Below are 15,085 nucleotides of genomic sequence, written 5' to 3' on the forward strand. Positions count from 1 at the left end.
CCGCAACGAAGATCGGCAGGCAGCGGGTTGGCGCCGTCACCCATGCTGCTGCGAGCATGCCATGGCCCGCTGCAGGCCAGACGTGAGGGCATGCAGCCACGCAGGTCGAAACGTGCGCGGCCGGCATCGATCACGCCTGCCCGGCCCCACGGCGCAGTGCTGGCCACTGCCGGTACGTCATCGCACGCCACAGCCATTCCATCGGACCAAAGCGGAAACGGCGCAGCCACAGATGGCTGAAGATCACCTGCGCTGCAAACAGCAGCAGTGCCAACAGCAGCTGCCAGGCACGCGGCAGCACGTCGAACCATCCCAGCCCGTAGTGATAGAACAGCAGCGTGCAGACCACCGATTGGGCAAGGTAGTGGGTCAACGCCATCCGACCGACCGGCGCCAGCCAGCCCATGCGCGCGCGCCAGTGCACGATCCAGGCCAGGTAGCCCAGGCACATCGGCACACCGCCCACGGCCACCAGTGCCATTGCCATGGTGGTCGGCAGGTCATAGACACCCGGCGCCAGATACGGCTTCCACAACACACCTGCCAGGGTGGCCAGCAGGCCCAGCGGCAATGCGATCCAGCGCAGGCCGGCATACAACCGCGGGAAACGCTCCGGCGCGGTCAATGCGCCGCTGCCGGCGAACCAGGCCCCCAACAGGAACATGCCCAGCACCTCGGGGCCGGAAATGAACATGCCACCCAGCGACGCGCCGAACTCATGCAGGCGCTGCACGTTGGCCTGCATCCAGTCGCCCTGGCCGTACACCAGGCGTTGCTGGTCGATGCCCTGCTGCGCGTCGACCAGCATCTTCTGCAGGTCCTGCGGGGTGGCCATCGACACCATCGCGCCGACCAGCAGCATCAGCGCAACACCCAGCGCATACACCAGCAAGCCCATCCAGGGCAGCCAGCTGCGCGGTGCCTCACGGCAGGCCAGCAATGGCAGCGAGGCCAGCGCATACAGCACCAGGATGTCGCCCGACCAGACCAGCAGTGCATGGCACAGGCCGATCAGCAGCAGCCCGGCGCTGCGGCGCAGGTAGAACGGAGTGAACTGGCGGCCCGCTGCCTCGGCGCGCTGGGCCATCACCGCAAAGCCCGCCCCGAACAGCAGCGAGAACAGGGTGAAGAACTTTCCCTGCACGAACACATAGACGAAGGCATCGGCCCAGTAGTCGATGCCCTGCCAATGCGCGTCGATGCCCGTAAAGGCCAGGTCCAGCGGCCCACTGAGGGCCTCGATGTTCATCAGCAGGATGCCCAGCAGGGCGAAGCCACGCAGTATGTCCAGCACGGCGATGCGTTCGCCGGAAGCCACCGGTTGCAGGGAAGGGGAAGCGGTGTTCACAGGGCATCCGGCGTGCAGGTCCTTCATTATGCCGCCGGCCTGCGGACCATGGATGGCTCCGCCCTGTTCCACATACGCAACGGCCCGCCGAGGCGGGCCGTTGCTGCCATCACGATCGCGACGCGATCAGTGCTGGTGACCGCCGTCGCCGTGGACGTGGCCGTGTTCGAGCTCTTCCTTGCCGGCTTCGCGCACGTCGACGATCTCGACGTCGAAATGCAGGTCCTTGCCGGCCATCGGGTGGTTCAGGTCGACGTCGACCACGCTCATGCCGACCTTCTGCACGGTCACGGCACGCGGGCCGAAGTTGGTCTGCAGCACGACCTGCTGGCCCGGGACCAGCTTGGCGGTACCGAAGTGCTTCTTCGGCACGCGCTGGGACAGGCCATCACGGCGCTCGCCGTAGGCATCGGCCGCCTTGACGTCGACGTCGAAGGTCGCGCCGGCTTCCTTGTCCATCATGGCGTTTTCCAGGCCCGGGATGATGTTGCCGTGGCCGATCAGGATCGCCAGCGGCTCGCCGCGGTCCTTGGACGATTCGATCGGCTCCTGGCCGGCCTCGGAGACGGTGTAGTGGAAGCGGACAACGCGGTCTTTTTCGATCTTCATGCGCAACTCTGTCTGGATCTGCCGGAGGCAGGCGGGTTGGGGCGGGTTGTCGCCCGGCGGGGACGCCGCCATCATGACGGCCAATCCAAGGTCGCGCATTATCCGGAGAACATGCACATCACGCCAGTTTCGTCCGGCACGCGCCGGCGCCTCGCGCCCGCCCTGCTGCTCGCCCTGCCCCTGCTGCTGACCGCCTGTGGCGGCGGCAAGGCCGTCCGTTCCGCACCGCCACCGCCTGCGGCAAGCTGGCCCAGCACCACTCCGGACAACCCGGAGGCCGCCAATTCAGTACTGATGCGCGCCATCAGCCTGGTCGGCACGCCCTATCGCTACGGCGGCAACACGCCTGAATCCGGCTTCGACTGCAGTGGTCTGGTCGCCTACGTCTACCGTGAAATGCTGGATCTGAAGCTGCCGCGGACCTCACGCGACCTGGCGGCGGTACAGGGGCCGAAGATCGACCCGAAGCGCCTGGCAACCGGCGACCTGGTCTTTTTTGGCAGTCGCGGCAACGTCAGTCATGTGGGGATCTACGTCGGCGAAGGCCGTTTCGTGCACGCCCCGAGCACCGGCGGAACGGTGCGCCTGGATTCGCTCAGTGGCCCCTATTGGAAGGACCACTACACAGGGGCGAAACGCGTCCTTCGCTAAAATGAACAGGCGATATGTTCAAAACTGTGACAAGCATCACGGCGTAACTAACGATTTATTAACGGAATTTTTAACTTATTACTGCTTTTACAGGGCATGATGCCCCATCGTTTTTTTCCTTGTGACCGACGCGTGACGACAAACGACCCGACGTGCCAAGGCCAGACCGCCGCTTCTTCGCGTAGTGTCCGCCCGCTTCTGCTGGGCTTGGCATTGTGTCTGACCAGCCTTCCCGCCTGGTCGCAGTCCGCTCCCACTCGTACCGATGCGCCCGCGGCTGCCACCGCCGAGACCGCCCCCCGCGCAGCCGCCAAGGCCGACGCAACCGCTCCGCAGCGCAGCCGCGCCGATGCCGCCGCCAGCGCCACCCTGGCCGCCCTACTGCCGCATCTGGCCGCCAATGACACCATTCCCCTGATGGACCGCTCGGCCATGGTGGCCGGTGACCTTAGCCGCCTGCTCGCCAATTACGACACCAGCAGTGCCGCCAACGGCAGCGTCGTGGTCGGCAACGCTGCCGACAACGGCAAGGTGCAGTCGCTGCTGCGCCGGGCCATGACCCTGCTCGGCACCCCGTACCGTTGGGGTGGCAGCAATCCGGACAGCGGCTTCGACTGCAGTGGCCTGGTCGGTTACGTGTTCCGCTCGGCCCTGGGCATCGAGCTGCCGCGCGTCTCGCGTGAAATGGCGCACGACGCCAATGCCGAACTGATCAACGACCGCGCCGCCCTGGCCGCAGGCGATCTGGTGTTCTTCGGCCGCAAGGGCCGGGTCGACCACGTTGGCATCTACGTGGGCGATGGCCGCTTCCTGCATGCCCCGAGCACCGGCAAGGACGTCCGCGTCGACACCCTGCTCACCGGCTACTGGGGCAACAAGTTCATGCAGGCCCGCCGGGTCGACCTCTGATCCGGGGTCATCTGCGCATTGCCTGAAAAGCCGCTGCCCTGCAGCGGCTTTTTCATTGGGCGGCTGGCCGTAACCGGGCCGCTGGCCGCTGGCCGCCGCTTGCTTCGTTGGTCCTTGATGTCAAGGTTGCAGTGACCGCGACAGGCCGACCGTGTTCGGCCACAGCATCCCGGCGCGGGGCGGCGCGCCGGGTGCCCGGCTGGGCCGCCCGTGTTGCCTGGGGGAAAGGAATGGCGGCAAGCCTGGAGATTCCATCGCGTTGCGCAATCTGGTTCGGCCAACCGCAGGCAGCCGAGCGGGGTGCGCTGGCGGCGGCCGGTTGGCAACTGCGCTGCGTCAGCCCTGCCCCTGCCATGGCCATCGGCCTGCGCGGCCGCGACCACCTGGTGGCCATCGTCGATCTGCGTCACCTTGATGCCGACGCCGTGCAGCTGCTGCTGCCGTGGATCGAGCGGCATCACCACCTGCCCTGGCTCGCCGTGCTGCCCCCTGGACTGGGCAGCGCTCCGCCCGCGTGGGGGCCGCTGCTGCGCGCGTGCCGCGACCAGTTCGCGCTGCCGCTGGAACTGCACGATCTGCTGTCGGCAATGCAGCGGCAATCCGAGGGCGACGACGCGTTGCCGCACATGGTCCGCGAGTCCGGCAACCTGCCGGCGCTGATCGGCGACAGCACCGCCCTGCTGTCGGTGCGCGCCTCCCTGCATAAATTCGCTCCGGTCGACCTGCCGGTGCTGGTCACCGGCGAGACCGGCACCGGCAAGGAACTTGCCGCGCAGGCGCTGCATGCCTTGTCCGGGCGCGCCGGCAAACCGTTCCTGGCGATCAACTGCGGCGCGATCCCTGCCAATCTGGTGCAGTCCGAACTGTTCGGCCACGAGCGTGGGGCCTTCACCGGTGCCGCCCAACGCCGCATCGGACTGTTTGAAAGTGCCCACGGCGGCACCGTGTTCCTCGATGAAGTCGGCGACCTGCCCGCCGACGCACAGACCAGCCTGCTGCGGGTGCTGCAGGAGGGGACGCTGGAACGGGTCGGCAGCAACCAGCCGCTGCGTGTGGACGTGCGCGTACTGGCAGCCACCCACGTCGAACTGGAACAGGCGGTGGCCCAGGGCCACTTCCGCCGGGACCTTTACTACCGCCTCAATGTCCTGCGCTTGCCGATGCCCGCGCTACGCGAACGCGGCAGCGATGTCCTGCTGTTGGCCGAGCACTTCCTGCGCGGCTTCCGCCAACGCCACCCCGGCCGCGCACGCGGGTTTGATCCCGGCGCACGCCAGGCCATGCGCGGGTTCGACTGGCCCGGCAACGTACGTGAGTTGTTGAACCGCGTGCAGCGGGCAGCGATCGTGGCCGAAGGCGAGCTGATCAACGCCGCTGACCTGGACCTGGCAGAGCCGGACGCCCCTGCGCGGCGCGCGCTGCTGCAGGATGCACGTGGCCAGGTGGAACGCGATGTACTGCTGCAGGCCCTGCGCCAGCATGGCTACAACGTGTCGGCGTGCGCGCGGCACATGCAGATCTCGCGGGTCACGATATACCGGTTGTGCCGCAAGCATCATCTGGAGCTGCCGGCGCAGCGCTGACAACGCAGGCCCCTGCGCAGCCCGGCATGACCCGACACCGGCAAAGCGCGGCCGTGCAGCGCCGCGCCATGCCGGGCTGCCGCGCCTACAACATGTACGGCACCTTGAACGCCAGCGTGAAGTCCGGCGCATCCGGGGTCAGGCCGATGCCCAGCAGCGTCACCAGCGTGGTGTGCTGGTTCAACGCGTAGGTCACGCCGAGATTGAGCGAGGCCGCATTGGCATCGCTGCCGATCACCTTCACCCATTCACCGCCCTTGAACCGGGTCGAGGCGCGCGTGCTGATCTTGTCGCTGAAGGAAATGCTCAGGCTGGTGCGCTCGTTGAACGCGAATGCCACGCCGGCACCGAAGTACACCGAACCGCCCAGTTTCACATCGCCGGGGTTGACCGTATCCGGGTTGCTGTCGATATCGCTGAAACCGCGTGGGAACGAATGGATGTAGCCGGCGTTGGCGAACAGGATCGCCGGATCGGCGGTCTTCACCATCGATACGCCCAGGTTGGCCTGCCACACGCCGTTGCCGGTCGGCTGTTCCTGCGGCACCGCGAAGCGGATGTAGTCATCGTCATCGCGCTCGATTACTTTCCAGTCCAGGCCATAGGGCGCGCGGCCCGTTGGTGCGGTAACGCCACCGGTCAGCACCGTCTCCGGGCGCCAGCCGCGTTCGGCGAACAGCCGGTAGTTGGCACTCAGGCTGACATCGCCGATGCCACTGCCGTTGGTTTCTTCCTGCGCGATCGCCGCCGCGGCACCGCCGGCACCGCCTTTCTGGTAGACCGTGCGTCGTGCCAGGTATGGCACGTCCATGTTCAAGGTGAGATTGGGGCTGACGCCCCAGCGCGCGGCCAGGTTGTAGGTCAACGAATCGGATTCGACGTTCTCGATCGCGATGTTGCCAAGGAAGATCGCATCCAGGGCGAGGAACCCGTTGAGCGTGAGCTGCTTGCGGTCGTAGCGTGCATAGGTGAGGCCGTTCTCGATGGTGAACCGGCGCGAGAACAATGCTGCCTGTTGCTGTTTGACGTCATCCACGCTGCGCCGGGCCTCCTGCTTGGCCTGCTGTGCCTCGGCCGCGCTGCTGGCATAGCCTTCGCTGCTGGGCGGTAGCGCGGATGCCGCAGCCGGCGCCAACGGCGCAGCGGGCGTCGCACCGGGGCCTGCGCGACCACTCAGCCGCGCCTGCATCGCCTGCACCTGCATGTCCAGTTCGCGCAGGCGTCGTACCTCCTGTGCGTAATTGGCCTTGAGCTGTTCCAGTTGCGCGATCAATGCCTGCATGTCGGCGCCATCACTGGGTGCAGGCTGCTGGGCGAAGGCGGTGGCCGCCAGCGCCGCCAGCGCCAGCGGAGTAAGCCGGTAGAGAGTGTGCATGTCGGTGACCTGCGTTGTACGTCGGTTCCCCCCGACCAGGCCGTGTTACTGGCCTGGGCCCATGCCGCGGTTCATCCCGATCGCCTGGGCCACGTTCTGGCTCAAGGGCAGGTTGTTGGCCGCGGTATTGCGTACCAGCTCCAGCTGCAGCCGGTTGCTGGCGGTCTGTCCATCGCCGGCCAGGGCAATGCCCTGCCCCACGCTGCCATTGCGGATCCACTGCTGTACCAGGCTCTGCCCATCAACCTGCAGCAGCAGGCGCGCCTGGTTGCCATCGAGCATGGCGGTGGCAGTAGCCCCGCCCTGCTGTGCCTGTGCCATGCGGCTGCCGTCATCGCCCAGTGCGGTCGGCACCGCGCCGTCACGCACGGTCAGGGTGGTCACGTTGCGTGCGGTGTTGCCATCGCCGGCCACCTGCACGCTCTGCACCAGTCCGCTGGCATTGGCCAGGCCGGTACTGTCGATGCTGCGCCCTGCCGTTGCCGGCAACGGTGCGTCAGCGGCGGTAACCTGCACGCTTGGCTGGAAGCTCAGCTTGGGGGTGCCGCCATTGCGGAAATCCATGCCCAGGGTCAGCGCGCCCTGCACCACTGCACCGTTGGGTCCCTGCCACTGCGAAATCATCGTCACCCCGAACCAGGCCACGTTGTTGCCGCCAACGGTGTAGCGGCCGCGCATCAGGTTCAGTTCGGGATCGGGTATTTCCTTCAGGCCTCGCCCCGGTGCACCGTCTGCCGCCATCAACGGCGACACCGGCAACATCAGCAGCAGAGCGAGTACTACACGTTGGCATTGCATGATCGTGCCTCCTTCAGAACAGGTCGGCGTGGCTGAAGCCGAAGTCGACCAGTTCGGCGTCGGTGATCGGTCCCTGCCGCGCATACAACGCGCGGGCACTGGGCCGTTCGCTGGGTTGCAGCAGCACCGTATTGCGATCGAAGTCGCTGCCGATCACGACGAAAACGGCGCGTGACGGCCAGGCGGCACTGAACTCGTCCAGTGACAGGCTGCGGTTGCCCAGGATCGGATCGGCCACTTCCACCACGCCGTCGCGCACCTGCTTGAGCACGACGAAATGCCGGAAGCCGCGTACATCCATCAGCACCAGTCCAGGAACCCGCAACGTGCGCAGGCGCGATTCATCGATGCGATAACCGCGTCCACGCATGCCCAGCGATTCGACATAGCGTTTGATGTCCAGCAGTGAAAACCCGCGTTCCTTGACCAGCTGTGGATCCGATACCCCCATCATTCCCTCGATCACCGTCGCCTCGGTGGTGTCCAGGTGGTAGGCATAACGCAGGATGGTGGCCAGAGCGGCCGCCCCGCAGCTGTAGTCGGTGTGCTGCCGCACCAGGTTGCGATAACGCCGCTCCTGCATGCTTTCCACCTTCTGCTGCAGCAGCGCGCCATTGGGCAGCACCCCGCTGAACACCACCTCGCCTGCCCAGCCACATGCGCTGGTCAGCAGCAGCAGGCAGGGCAGCAGACGCAACCACCAGCGATGACCGGCCATGCCGTTCTCCACGAGAAGGAAGGAGCCCCTGCCCCAAGGGGGAGGAGGGACAGGGGCCCCCGGGGGAACCCGGCCATTGGCGGATGGCCGGGCTTGTTGCGCTCAACGCAGGTTCGCTGCGAAAGCGGTCACACCGTGGATCACTCGCCGCCGCCGGTCCCACCGCCGGTGCTCGGCTGAGCCACGGCCAATGCCAGGCTGTTGGCCTGCAGGTTGCCGGTACCCGATGCCACGTTCACGCCGATGTTGCCGGACGCGCCGGAGAACGCGCTGCCGGACAGTGCCGAGGTGTTGGTCGCATTGACGTTCACCCAGCGGGTGGTGCTGACCGTGCCACTGAGGCTGGCATAGAGGTCGGCCACGCCCAGCTCGACGAACTGGCTGGTGCCGCTTTCACGCGTATCGAAGCCCAGGCCACCCACTCCCGGCCGGTTCGGGTTCATCGTTGCATTCTGGATCTCGTTGTCCAGATCGATGTGCCCGGTCGCATTGCCACCCGGATGCGGCAGATCGCCACTCCACGAATCGAGGTAGTAGTTGGCCATCTGGTAGGCATTGCCGGTGCCGCGATAGGTACCGGCACCCACGGCCAGGGTACCGCCTGCGACGCGACCGCTCAGGCCGACCTGCACCGTATCGGTGTAGGACTGCACGAAGCCGGCGTTGGACACGGTGTTGCCGGTGGACACCTGGTTGGAGCTGATGCTCGACTGCGCCATCGCACTGGTTGCCACGGAGGCTGCGAGCGCGTTCTTCTGCTCGTTGTTGTTGCCCGAGGCGATGTTCACGCCGATGTTGCCCGAGGCACCGCCGAAGGCATTGCCACCGAGGCCGGCGGCGTTGGTGACGCCGGAGTTCATGGTGGTGTTGCCGAAGCCGGCCTGGTTGACGAACACCTCGGCGTCGGCCATGCCGAAGCTGAAGGAAGCATCCGCAGCGGACAGCGACGCAGCATTGTCCTGCGCGTTGTTGTCGCCGGCCACCACGTTGAAGCCGAGGTTGCCGGAGGCACCCGCACCGACATCATCGGCGATCGATGCACTGTTGGTGACCAGGCTGTTGCCGGTGAGGTTGTTGCTGATCGACTGGCGGTTGTCGATCACGGCGATGGCTGCCGAATCCAGGTCGATGTCACCGGTGATGGTCGGATCGCCGGAGAAGTTGATGTCCGAACTCAACCGCAGATCCTTCTCCAGGTTCACGTCGACGCCGTGGTTGTTCTTTTCCTTGCGCTCGTCGGCCTGGATGTTGCTGTTCTTCTGCACCTGCTCGTTGACGTTCACCGTGCGATTGCGGCTCACGTTCGAGGTGTCGGTGTTGTTGCGTACCGTGGTGTTGGTGCGGGTCCAGTTGCGGACTTCGTTGTCGGTATGGTTGTGCGTGTCGTTGCGGGTTTCAGTCACGACATGGTTGTGGTTGATGTTCGCATTGGCATTCTGGTTGTCCCAGCCATTGGCCGCAGCAGCGGTCGAGGCAGTGGCAATTGCCATGGCGAGTACGGTCTGTTTGACAGTCGCTTTCATGGTGCCCTCTCTCTCATCAGGTGATTGGTTCGGGTGGGTGGTACTCACGGGTTGCCCTGCACGACCAGGCCCAGAACATTGGCCGTATCGTTTCGCGCTCCCGCGATCTGATTGAGTTGCAGGACACCGTCGAAGCCCCGCAGTGCCGTCGACGAAACGCCGACACTGCGGATACCCGCCGCAACACCGTCACCGGTATCGCCCTGCCCCCCTGCTGACGCGATGTCCGAGGCGGCCAACGCCGTGTCATCGGACTCGCGTATTCCTTGCCGGGCCAGCGTCGCGCTGACGACGTTGAGCGTCGTGTTGGCGATGCCGCTGGCCTGGTTGATCGATGCAATGCCGCTGGCGCCTGCCAATGCCTGTCCGGCGATGTGCGCGCTGGCTTCCAGTGGTGCCGAAAGCACGACGTCGTTGCTGTGCTGCTGGCGCGCAGCGATGGCCACGTCGGCGCGGTCGCCGCTGGCCATGCCATGCAGATTGGCCTGGATGTTGAGATCGCCCGCCGCCTGGTTGATGGCGATGGCACCACTGGCACCGGCCAGCGCGCGACCGTCGATGCGGGTCACGTCGAGGTAGGCCAACATCCCGTTGTAGTCGTCGGCCAGCGCCGTGGCGGGCAATGCCAGCCAGGCCGCCAGCAGCATTGCGCGCTTCACTTGCCACCCGCCTGCGCCGGAGCGCCCAACGGGAACTGCGACAGTGCGCCACGCACGGTATCGCCGATGCCGCGCGTGGTATTGCCGACCGCCCCCAGCGGGCCGCTCATCGCACCGCTGAGGCTGCTGCCGCTCATCATCCCCTCGCCCGAGCGTCCAAGGGTTCCGCCCAGGGCCTGCTGCGTCACCCGCTCGACAGTGGTGACGCCGTGCGCGTGCACGCTGCCGGTCTGGCCAGCGCCGAGGCCGGCGTAGTCGTCATCGCTGAGTTCATCCATGCCGCTGGCAGCGCCGCTGCTGCCGAGTGCGGCGGCGATCTCATGCTGCGGTTTCGGATCGGCGATCAACGCCACGCCGGGCGGCGCCATGCGGTAGGCCGGGCGCGTAGACACGTCGCGCAGCAGGACGATCTCACCCGGCTGCGCCTTCACCCCTTGGCGGGCACCCGAGGCCGCAGCCGCCAGCGGAACGGCCAGCACCAGCAGCAGCGCAAGCCGCCGGCCAGAAACAGTGAAAAGGGTGGTGCTGCCGTCCATGCCGCTCTCCCGTTGCATATGCGCAGGGATAGAGCAGCTTTCGTGCCAACACCGGAAGTCCGTCGCAGCGGGGGTTTGACGGGTAACACCGCGGCGGCATGACGCCACAGTGTTACAACTTCGTTCGGATTCCGTTCGCCTTAACGCGCAGGAAACACCACTGCGCAAGGCGCCATCGGGGCTGTATCAGTAGTGTTACAGGTACTGATACAGCCCGTTGCAGTGCCGCTTCAGGCGCGCGGCGGACTCGGGTCGGGATCATCGATGCCGACGTTGGTGGACGGGTTGTCGTACACCGTCTGGTCGAGCAGGCCGGTTTCCTTGGCCACCAGCACCGGCACCAGCATCTGTCCGGTCACGTTGGTCATCGTGCGCATCATGTCCAGGATGCGGTCGATCGCATACAGGTAACCGATGGTTTCCAGCGGCAGGTTGGCCGCACTCAGCACCACCGTTGCCATGATCACCGCCGTACCCGGCACGCCGGCGGTACCGAAGCTGCCCAGCACCGAAGCGATCAGCACCACCACGTACTGCTCGGGCGTCAGCGGCACACCGCTGTACTGGGCGATGAACACCGCGCACAGCGCCGGATAGATCGCACCACAGCCGTCCATCTTGATGCTCGCGCCCAGCGGCACCGCAAACGAACCGTAGTCCTTGTTCACGCCCAGGTTGTGGGTGATCGAGCGCAGCGCGACCGGCATCGCCGCGAAGCTCGAGGAACTGACGAAGGCCACCTGCATGCCCGGCGCCGCACCGCGGAAGAACTTCAGCGGATTCAACCCGTGTGCCAGCAGCAGCGCGCTGTACACCACCACGATGTGCAGCGCGCATGCCACGTACAGCGCCAGCACGAAGTGGCCCAGCGGCAGCAGCTTCTCGAAGCCATAGCTGCCGACCAGGCCGGCAATCAGGCCGAAGGTGCCGATCGGGGTGACTTCCAGCACGAAGCGGGTCACCTGGATCATGATGTCGCTCATCTGCCCGACCAGCTTGCGCGCCTCGGTCACCTTCTCGCCAAGCTTGACGATGGCAAAGCCGACCAGGCCAGCGAAGAAGATCACCGGCAGGATCGAACCACGGCCCGCCGCCAGCACGGTCTCACCGGCGGCGTTGACCTTGGTGCCGATACCCGACAGCGCGTAGAACACGTTGGACGGCACCACATCCAGCAGCACCTGCACCACGCTGGGCACTTCGCGCGGCACATAGTTGCTGGCCATCGACAGCTGCAGGCCACCGGCGCCGGGCTGCAGCACCGTACCCACGCCCAGGCCCACGCATACCGCCAGTGCGGCAGTGATCACGAACCACAGGAAGGTGCGCCCGCTGAGCGCGGCGACCGATTTCTGGCCGTGCAGCGAAGAGATCGCGTTGATGACCGCGAAGAACACCAGCGGCACCGCGATCATCTTGATCAGGGTGACGTACAGCTCGCCGAGCGGGCCGAACCAGGTTTCAGCAGCCGGGCCAAGCGCCCAGCCGGCCAGCGCACCGAGCACGAAGCCACCGACCACGCGCTGCCAGAATGGAATCCGCAGCCAGGCAGAGACCAGCTTCATAGGCAATCCAAGGGGGTAGGAAGGGATGCTGGCACGATAGCCCAAGGCGGGCCGCAGAACGACCGCCCATGTGGCAAATCAGTGTGTCATCGGCGTGCCTTGCAGGGCCGGGCATAATGAACGTCCCGTTACACTTTGTGAGATCCCAGCGTCCATGCGCCGTTCCGTCTCCCTGTTGGCCGCCTGTGCCACGACCCTGCTGCTTGGCGCCTGCGCCAGCACCGCTCCCGCGTCCGCCCCGGCCGGCCTGAAGGTCACCGTTGCCCCCGTCGCCCACCCGGCCGGTGAAACCCCGCAGTGGTGGTACCGCAGCGGCGCTGCGCAGGCGGCAGCGAACGGTGCGATGGCCGGCAAGGCCAAAAACGTCATTCTGTTCCTGGGTGACGGCATGAGCCTGACCACCGTGGCCGCCTCGCGCATCTACGAAGGCCAGCAGAAGGGCGGCTCCGGTGAAGAAAACCTGCTGTCGTGGGAGCGCTTCCCCGCCACCGCGTTCAGCAAGACCTACAACACCGATTCGCAGACCCCGGATTCGGCCGGCACCATGACCGCCATCACCACCGGCGTGAAGACCCACATGGGTGCGATCGGCGTCAGTGCCGGCAGCCGCACCGACTGCGCCGACAGCCTGTCCAAGGGCCTGCTGACCTGGCTGCAGCTGGCCGACAGCGCCGGCCTGGCAACTGGTGTGGTCTCCACCGCACGCCTGACCCACGCCACGCCGGCCGCGACCTATGCGCATTCGCCCGAGCGCAACTGGGAGAACGACACCGACCTGACCGAGGCGGCCAAGGCCGCCGGCTGCAAGGACATCGCCCAGCAGCTGCTGTCGACCTCGCGTTACGGCCGCGGCCCGCTGGTCGCCCTGGGCGGTGGTCGCGGTGAGTTCACCACCGTGGAAGAGCGCGACCCCGAGTACGACGACAAGGTCGGCCAGCGCCTGGACGGCCGCAGCCTGGTGCAGGAATGGCAGCAGGCGCACCCACAGGGCGCCTACGTGTGGAACAGCAAGCAGCTGCAATCCGCCGCCAACGCACCGGCGATCCTCGGCCTGTTCGAGCCCGACCACATGCGCTACGAGTACGAACGTCCGCAGGACCCGGCCGGTGAGCCGAGCCTGGCCGAGCTGACCGCTGCGGCGATCAAGAACCTGTCGCGCCATCAGGAAGGCTACGTGCTGATGATCGAAGGCGCGCGCATCGACCACGCCAACCACAGCGGCAACGCCTACCGTGCGCTGACCGAAACCGTGGCCCTGTCCGACGCGGTGCGCGTGGCCAACGAGCTGACCTCGGCCGATGACACCCTGATCATCGTCACTGCCGATCATTCGCACACCCTGAATTTCGTCGGCTACCCCGCCCGCGGCAATCCGATCCTGGGCAAGGTGAAGGACAAGGGTGGCGAAGATGGCGCCGGCAAGCTCGACTACGCGCTGGATGGCAACGGCCAGCCGTACACCACCCTGAGCTACGCCAACGGCCCCGGCCACACCGGCACCAGCAACCAGCAACCGGCCGGTCCGAAGCGCTACCCGCACAACCCCAGCAGCTTCGAGCCGGCCAACGGCCGCCCGAACCTGCACGACGTCGATACCGAGCATCCCGACTACATGCAGGAAGCGCTGGTACCGATGAAGTCCGAATCGCATGGTGGCGAGGACGTCGGCATCTGGGCACGCGGCCCGGGCAGCAAGGCGATCCGCGGCACCCTGGAGCAGAACGCGATCTACCACATGATCGTGCAGGCCACCCCGGCCCTGCGCGATCGCCTGTGCCAGGCCGGCACCTGCGATGACAAGGGCGTGCCGGTGGAACTGCCGGCACCGGCCACATTCGAACGCAAGGCCGAGGCCAAGTGATGGCGCGGCCGGCACGCCCTGCTCTGGGCAGTCTCCGCCGTGCGCGCTGGCTGGCCCTGCTGGGCGTGCTGGCCAGTACCTGTGCGTCAGCGCAGGGGCCGGCCTGCAAGGTCATGACCGAAGCACACGGATTGTGGATGCTGCCCGGCTGCGAGGTCGTCGATGACAAGCCGCAGATCAGCGCGGAGACCCTGCAGGATCTTCCCTACGACGGCGATGGCCTGGCGCTGGTACAGACCGCCGATGGCTTCCACTACGTCGACCGTCGCGGCCGCAGCCAGGCGGTGATCGCCTGGGACAACGGCGCCGACTCCCTGCAGGAAGGCCTGTTCCGCGGCCGCATCGGCGATCGCGTGGGTTATTTCAACGCTGCCTTCGAGCAGGTGATTGCGGCCACGTTCGATTTTGCCTGGCCGTTCCAGGACGGCGTGGCCGAGGTCTGCAACGGCTGCCGCCGCGGCACGCCCGATGGCGACGGGCATACGCCGATGGAAGGCGGCGAGTGGTTCCGCATCGATCGTTCCGGTCGTCGAGTGAAGTAAGGGTTTTTCGGCAGGGCTGCGCCCTGCACCTGCCGAAGCAACAGCAACGGCCGAAGCAACAGCAACAGCGGCATTCCGTGGGATGGCGGGACGGTGTCGGATTGCGGGGACGCCGTGAACCCATCCATGGGGGCTTGGCAGCCGCATCCATGCGGCTGACACCCCGCAATCCGACACCGCCCCACCTCTGACAGTTGGCCGGTGGCCAGTAGATCCACGCCATGCGTGGATGAAATCTGTCAGATATCGAAATCAATCTGGGGTCAGATCCGTTTTCCTACGGAAAACGGATCTGACCCCAAGAGCCATTCCAACAGATCGCAGAAAACTGTCGAAGGCGGGGTGGGTCCGGTTGCGGGGGCGTGAGCGCCATGGATGGCGCGACCGAGCTTACATGGACGTACTTGC

Annotated in this window: 14 protein-coding genes; 5 read left to right on the top strand and 9 right to left on the bottom strand. The window is 66.3% G+C overall.

All coding sequences use genetic code 11. From position 1 onward, the window contains the following. Positions 1–130: 130 nt before the first annotated feature. Together AC07UW_RS17425 and AC07UW_RS17430 are read right to left on the bottom strand one after the other, a co-directional pair. On the bottom strand, positions 131–1,375 hold the full coding sequence (locus tag AC07UW_RS17425; protein ID WP_495212524.1) for a DUF418 domain-containing protein: 1,245 nt from the start codon (positions 1,373–1,375) through the stop codon (positions 131–133). Between the two features lie 99 nt (positions 1,376–1,474). Continuing rightward, complete coding sequence (locus AC07UW_RS17430; RefSeq protein WP_025876084.1) at positions 1,475–1,957, bottom strand: FKBP-type peptidyl-prolyl cis-trans isomerase; 483 nt, start codon at positions 1,955–1,957, stop codon at positions 1,475–1,477. A 111-nt stretch (positions 1,958–2,068) separates the two neighbouring features. On the opposite strand from AC07UW_RS17430, the gene AC07UW_RS17435 reads away from it, so the two are divergent. From AC07UW_RS17435 to AC07UW_RS17445, 3 genes are all read left to right on the top strand, one after another. Next, on the top strand, positions 2,069–2,608 hold the full coding sequence (locus tag AC07UW_RS17435) for a C40 family peptidase (RefSeq protein ID WP_099819008.1): 540 nt from the start codon (positions 2,069–2,071) through the stop codon (positions 2,606–2,608). 132 nt (positions 2,609–2,740) lie between these two features. Beyond that, positions 2,741–3,517, top strand: a complete 777-nt coding sequence (locus AC07UW_RS17440) for a C40 family peptidase (RefSeq protein WP_495212525.1) — start codon at positions 2,741–2,743, stop codon at positions 3,515–3,517. A 230-nt stretch (positions 3,518–3,747) separates the two neighbouring features. Continuing rightward, positions 3,748–5,100 (top strand): sigma-54 interaction domain-containing protein, encoded by a 1,353-nt coding sequence (locus AC07UW_RS17445; protein WP_033831683.1) that lies wholly within the window; start codon positions 3,748–3,750, stop codon positions 5,098–5,100. A gap of 85 nt (positions 5,101–5,185) precedes the next feature. Here AC07UW_RS17445 and AC07UW_RS17450 read toward each other — a convergent pair whose 3' ends face one another. The 7 genes from AC07UW_RS17450 to AC07UW_RS17480 all read right to left on the bottom strand — a co-directional run bounded on the left by AC07UW_RS17450 (position 5,186) and on the right by AC07UW_RS17480 (position 12,274). Next, positions 5,186–6,475, bottom strand: a complete 1,290-nt coding sequence (locus tag AC07UW_RS17450; RefSeq protein WP_495212526.1) for a transporter — start codon at positions 6,473–6,475, stop codon at positions 5,186–5,188. A 45-nt stretch (positions 6,476–6,520) separates the two neighbouring features. Continuing rightward, positions 6,521–7,273 carry a hypothetical protein gene (locus AC07UW_RS17455; RefSeq protein WP_032975046.1) on the bottom strand — a complete coding sequence of 251 codons (753 nt, stop codon included), beginning with the start codon at positions 7,271–7,273 and terminating at the stop codon, positions 6,521–6,523. Between the two features lie 13 nt (positions 7,274–7,286). Further along, positions 7,287–7,991: a C39 family peptidase gene (locus AC07UW_RS17460; RefSeq protein WP_312786803.1), complete on the bottom strand. Its 705-nt coding sequence runs from the start codon at positions 7,989–7,991 to the stop codon at positions 7,287–7,289. 140 nt (positions 7,992–8,131) lie between these two features. Continuing rightward, the gene (locus AC07UW_RS17465) at positions 8,132–9,514 is read right to left on the bottom strand and encodes a FapB/FapC family functional amyloid domain-containing protein (RefSeq protein WP_495212527.1); all 1,383 of its coding nucleotides are present in this window, start codon (positions 9,512–9,514) and stop codon (positions 8,132–8,134) included. Positions 9,515–9,558: 44 nt separating this feature from the next. Then, positions 9,559–10,161 carry a FapB/FapC family functional amyloid domain-containing protein gene (locus tag AC07UW_RS17470; RefSeq protein WP_495212532.1) on the bottom strand — a complete coding sequence of 201 codons (603 nt, stop codon included), beginning with the start codon at positions 10,159–10,161 and terminating at the stop codon, positions 9,559–9,561. A gap of 8 nt (positions 10,162–10,169) precedes the next feature. Next, a complete protein-coding gene (locus AC07UW_RS17475) occupies positions 10,170–10,709 on the bottom strand; it encodes a FapA family amyloid fibril periplasmic chaperone (protein ID WP_025876068.1) in 540 nt (179 codons plus the stop codon). A 230-nt stretch (positions 10,710–10,939) separates the two neighbouring features. Further along, entirely contained in the window at positions 10,940–12,274 is a 1,335-nt protein-coding gene (locus AC07UW_RS17480; RefSeq protein ID WP_025876066.1) for a dicarboxylate/amino acid:cation symporter, read from the bottom strand. Between the two features lie 154 nt (positions 12,275–12,428). Here AC07UW_RS17480 and AC07UW_RS17485 point away from each other — a divergent pair, with 154 nt between their 5' ends. Then, positions 12,429–14,135 (top strand): alkaline phosphatase, encoded by a 1,707-nt coding sequence (locus AC07UW_RS17485; RefSeq protein WP_495212528.1) that lies wholly within the window; start codon positions 12,429–12,431, stop codon positions 14,133–14,135. Next, positions 14,132–14,677, top strand: coding sequence for a WG repeat-containing protein (locus tag AC07UW_RS17490; RefSeq protein WP_495212529.1), 546 nt, complete (start codon positions 14,132–14,134; stop codon positions 14,675–14,677). The genes AC07UW_RS17485 and AC07UW_RS17490 overlap by 4 nt, the downstream gene beginning before the upstream one ends. Positions 14,678–15,085: the final 408 nt, after the last annotated feature.

This window comes from Stenotrophomonas sp. GW821-FHT02D01 (assembly GCF_059421765.1).

What these genes read in the sequence shown, in the direction of transcription:
- AC07UW_RS17450 (WP_495212526.1), bottom strand. Translation starts at nt 6,475, where the DNA reads ATGCACACTCTCTACCGGCTTACTCCGCTGGCGCTGGCGGCGCTGGCG.
- AC07UW_RS17435 (WP_099819008.1), top strand. Translation starts at nt 2,069, where the DNA reads ATGCACATCACGCCAGTTTCGTCCGGCACGCGCCGGCGCCTCGCGCCC.
- AC07UW_RS17425 (WP_495212524.1), bottom strand. Translation starts at nt 1,375, where the DNA reads ATGAAGGACCTGCACGCCGGATGCCCTGTGAACACCGCTTCCCCTTCC.
- AC07UW_RS17475 (WP_025876068.1), bottom strand. Translation starts at nt 10,709, where the DNA reads ATGGACGGCAGCACCACCCTTTTCACTGTTTCTGGCCGGCGGCTTGCG.
- AC07UW_RS17465 (WP_495212527.1), bottom strand. Translation starts at nt 9,514, where the DNA reads ATGAAAGCGACTGTCAAACAGACCGTACTCGCCATGGCAATTGCCACT.
- AC07UW_RS17455 (WP_032975046.1), bottom strand. Translation starts at nt 7,273, where the DNA reads ATGCAATGCCAACGTGTAGTACTCGCTCTGCTGCTGATGTTGCCGGTG.
- AC07UW_RS17430 (WP_025876084.1), bottom strand. Translation starts at nt 1,957, where the DNA reads ATGAAGATCGAAAAAGACCGCGTTGTCCGCTTCCACTACACCGTCTCC.
- AC07UW_RS17480 (WP_025876066.1), bottom strand. Translation starts at nt 12,274, where the DNA reads ATGAAGCTGGTCTCTGCCTGGCTGCGGATTCCATTCTGGCAGCGCGTG.
- AC07UW_RS17470 (WP_495212532.1), bottom strand. Translation starts at nt 10,161, where the DNA reads ATGCTGCTGGCGGCCTGGCTGGCATTGCCCGCCACGGCGCTGGCCGAC.
- AC07UW_RS17485 (WP_495212528.1), top strand. Translation starts at nt 12,429, where the DNA reads ATGCGCCGTTCCGTCTCCCTGTTGGCCGCCTGTGCCACGACCCTGCTG.
- AC07UW_RS17445 (WP_033831683.1), top strand. Translation starts at nt 3,748, where the DNA reads ATGGCGGCAAGCCTGGAGATTCCATCGCGTTGCGCAATCTGGTTCGGC.
- AC07UW_RS17460 (WP_312786803.1), bottom strand. Translation starts at nt 7,991, where the DNA reads ATGGCCGGTCATCGCTGGTGGTTGCGTCTGCTGCCCTGCCTGCTGCTG.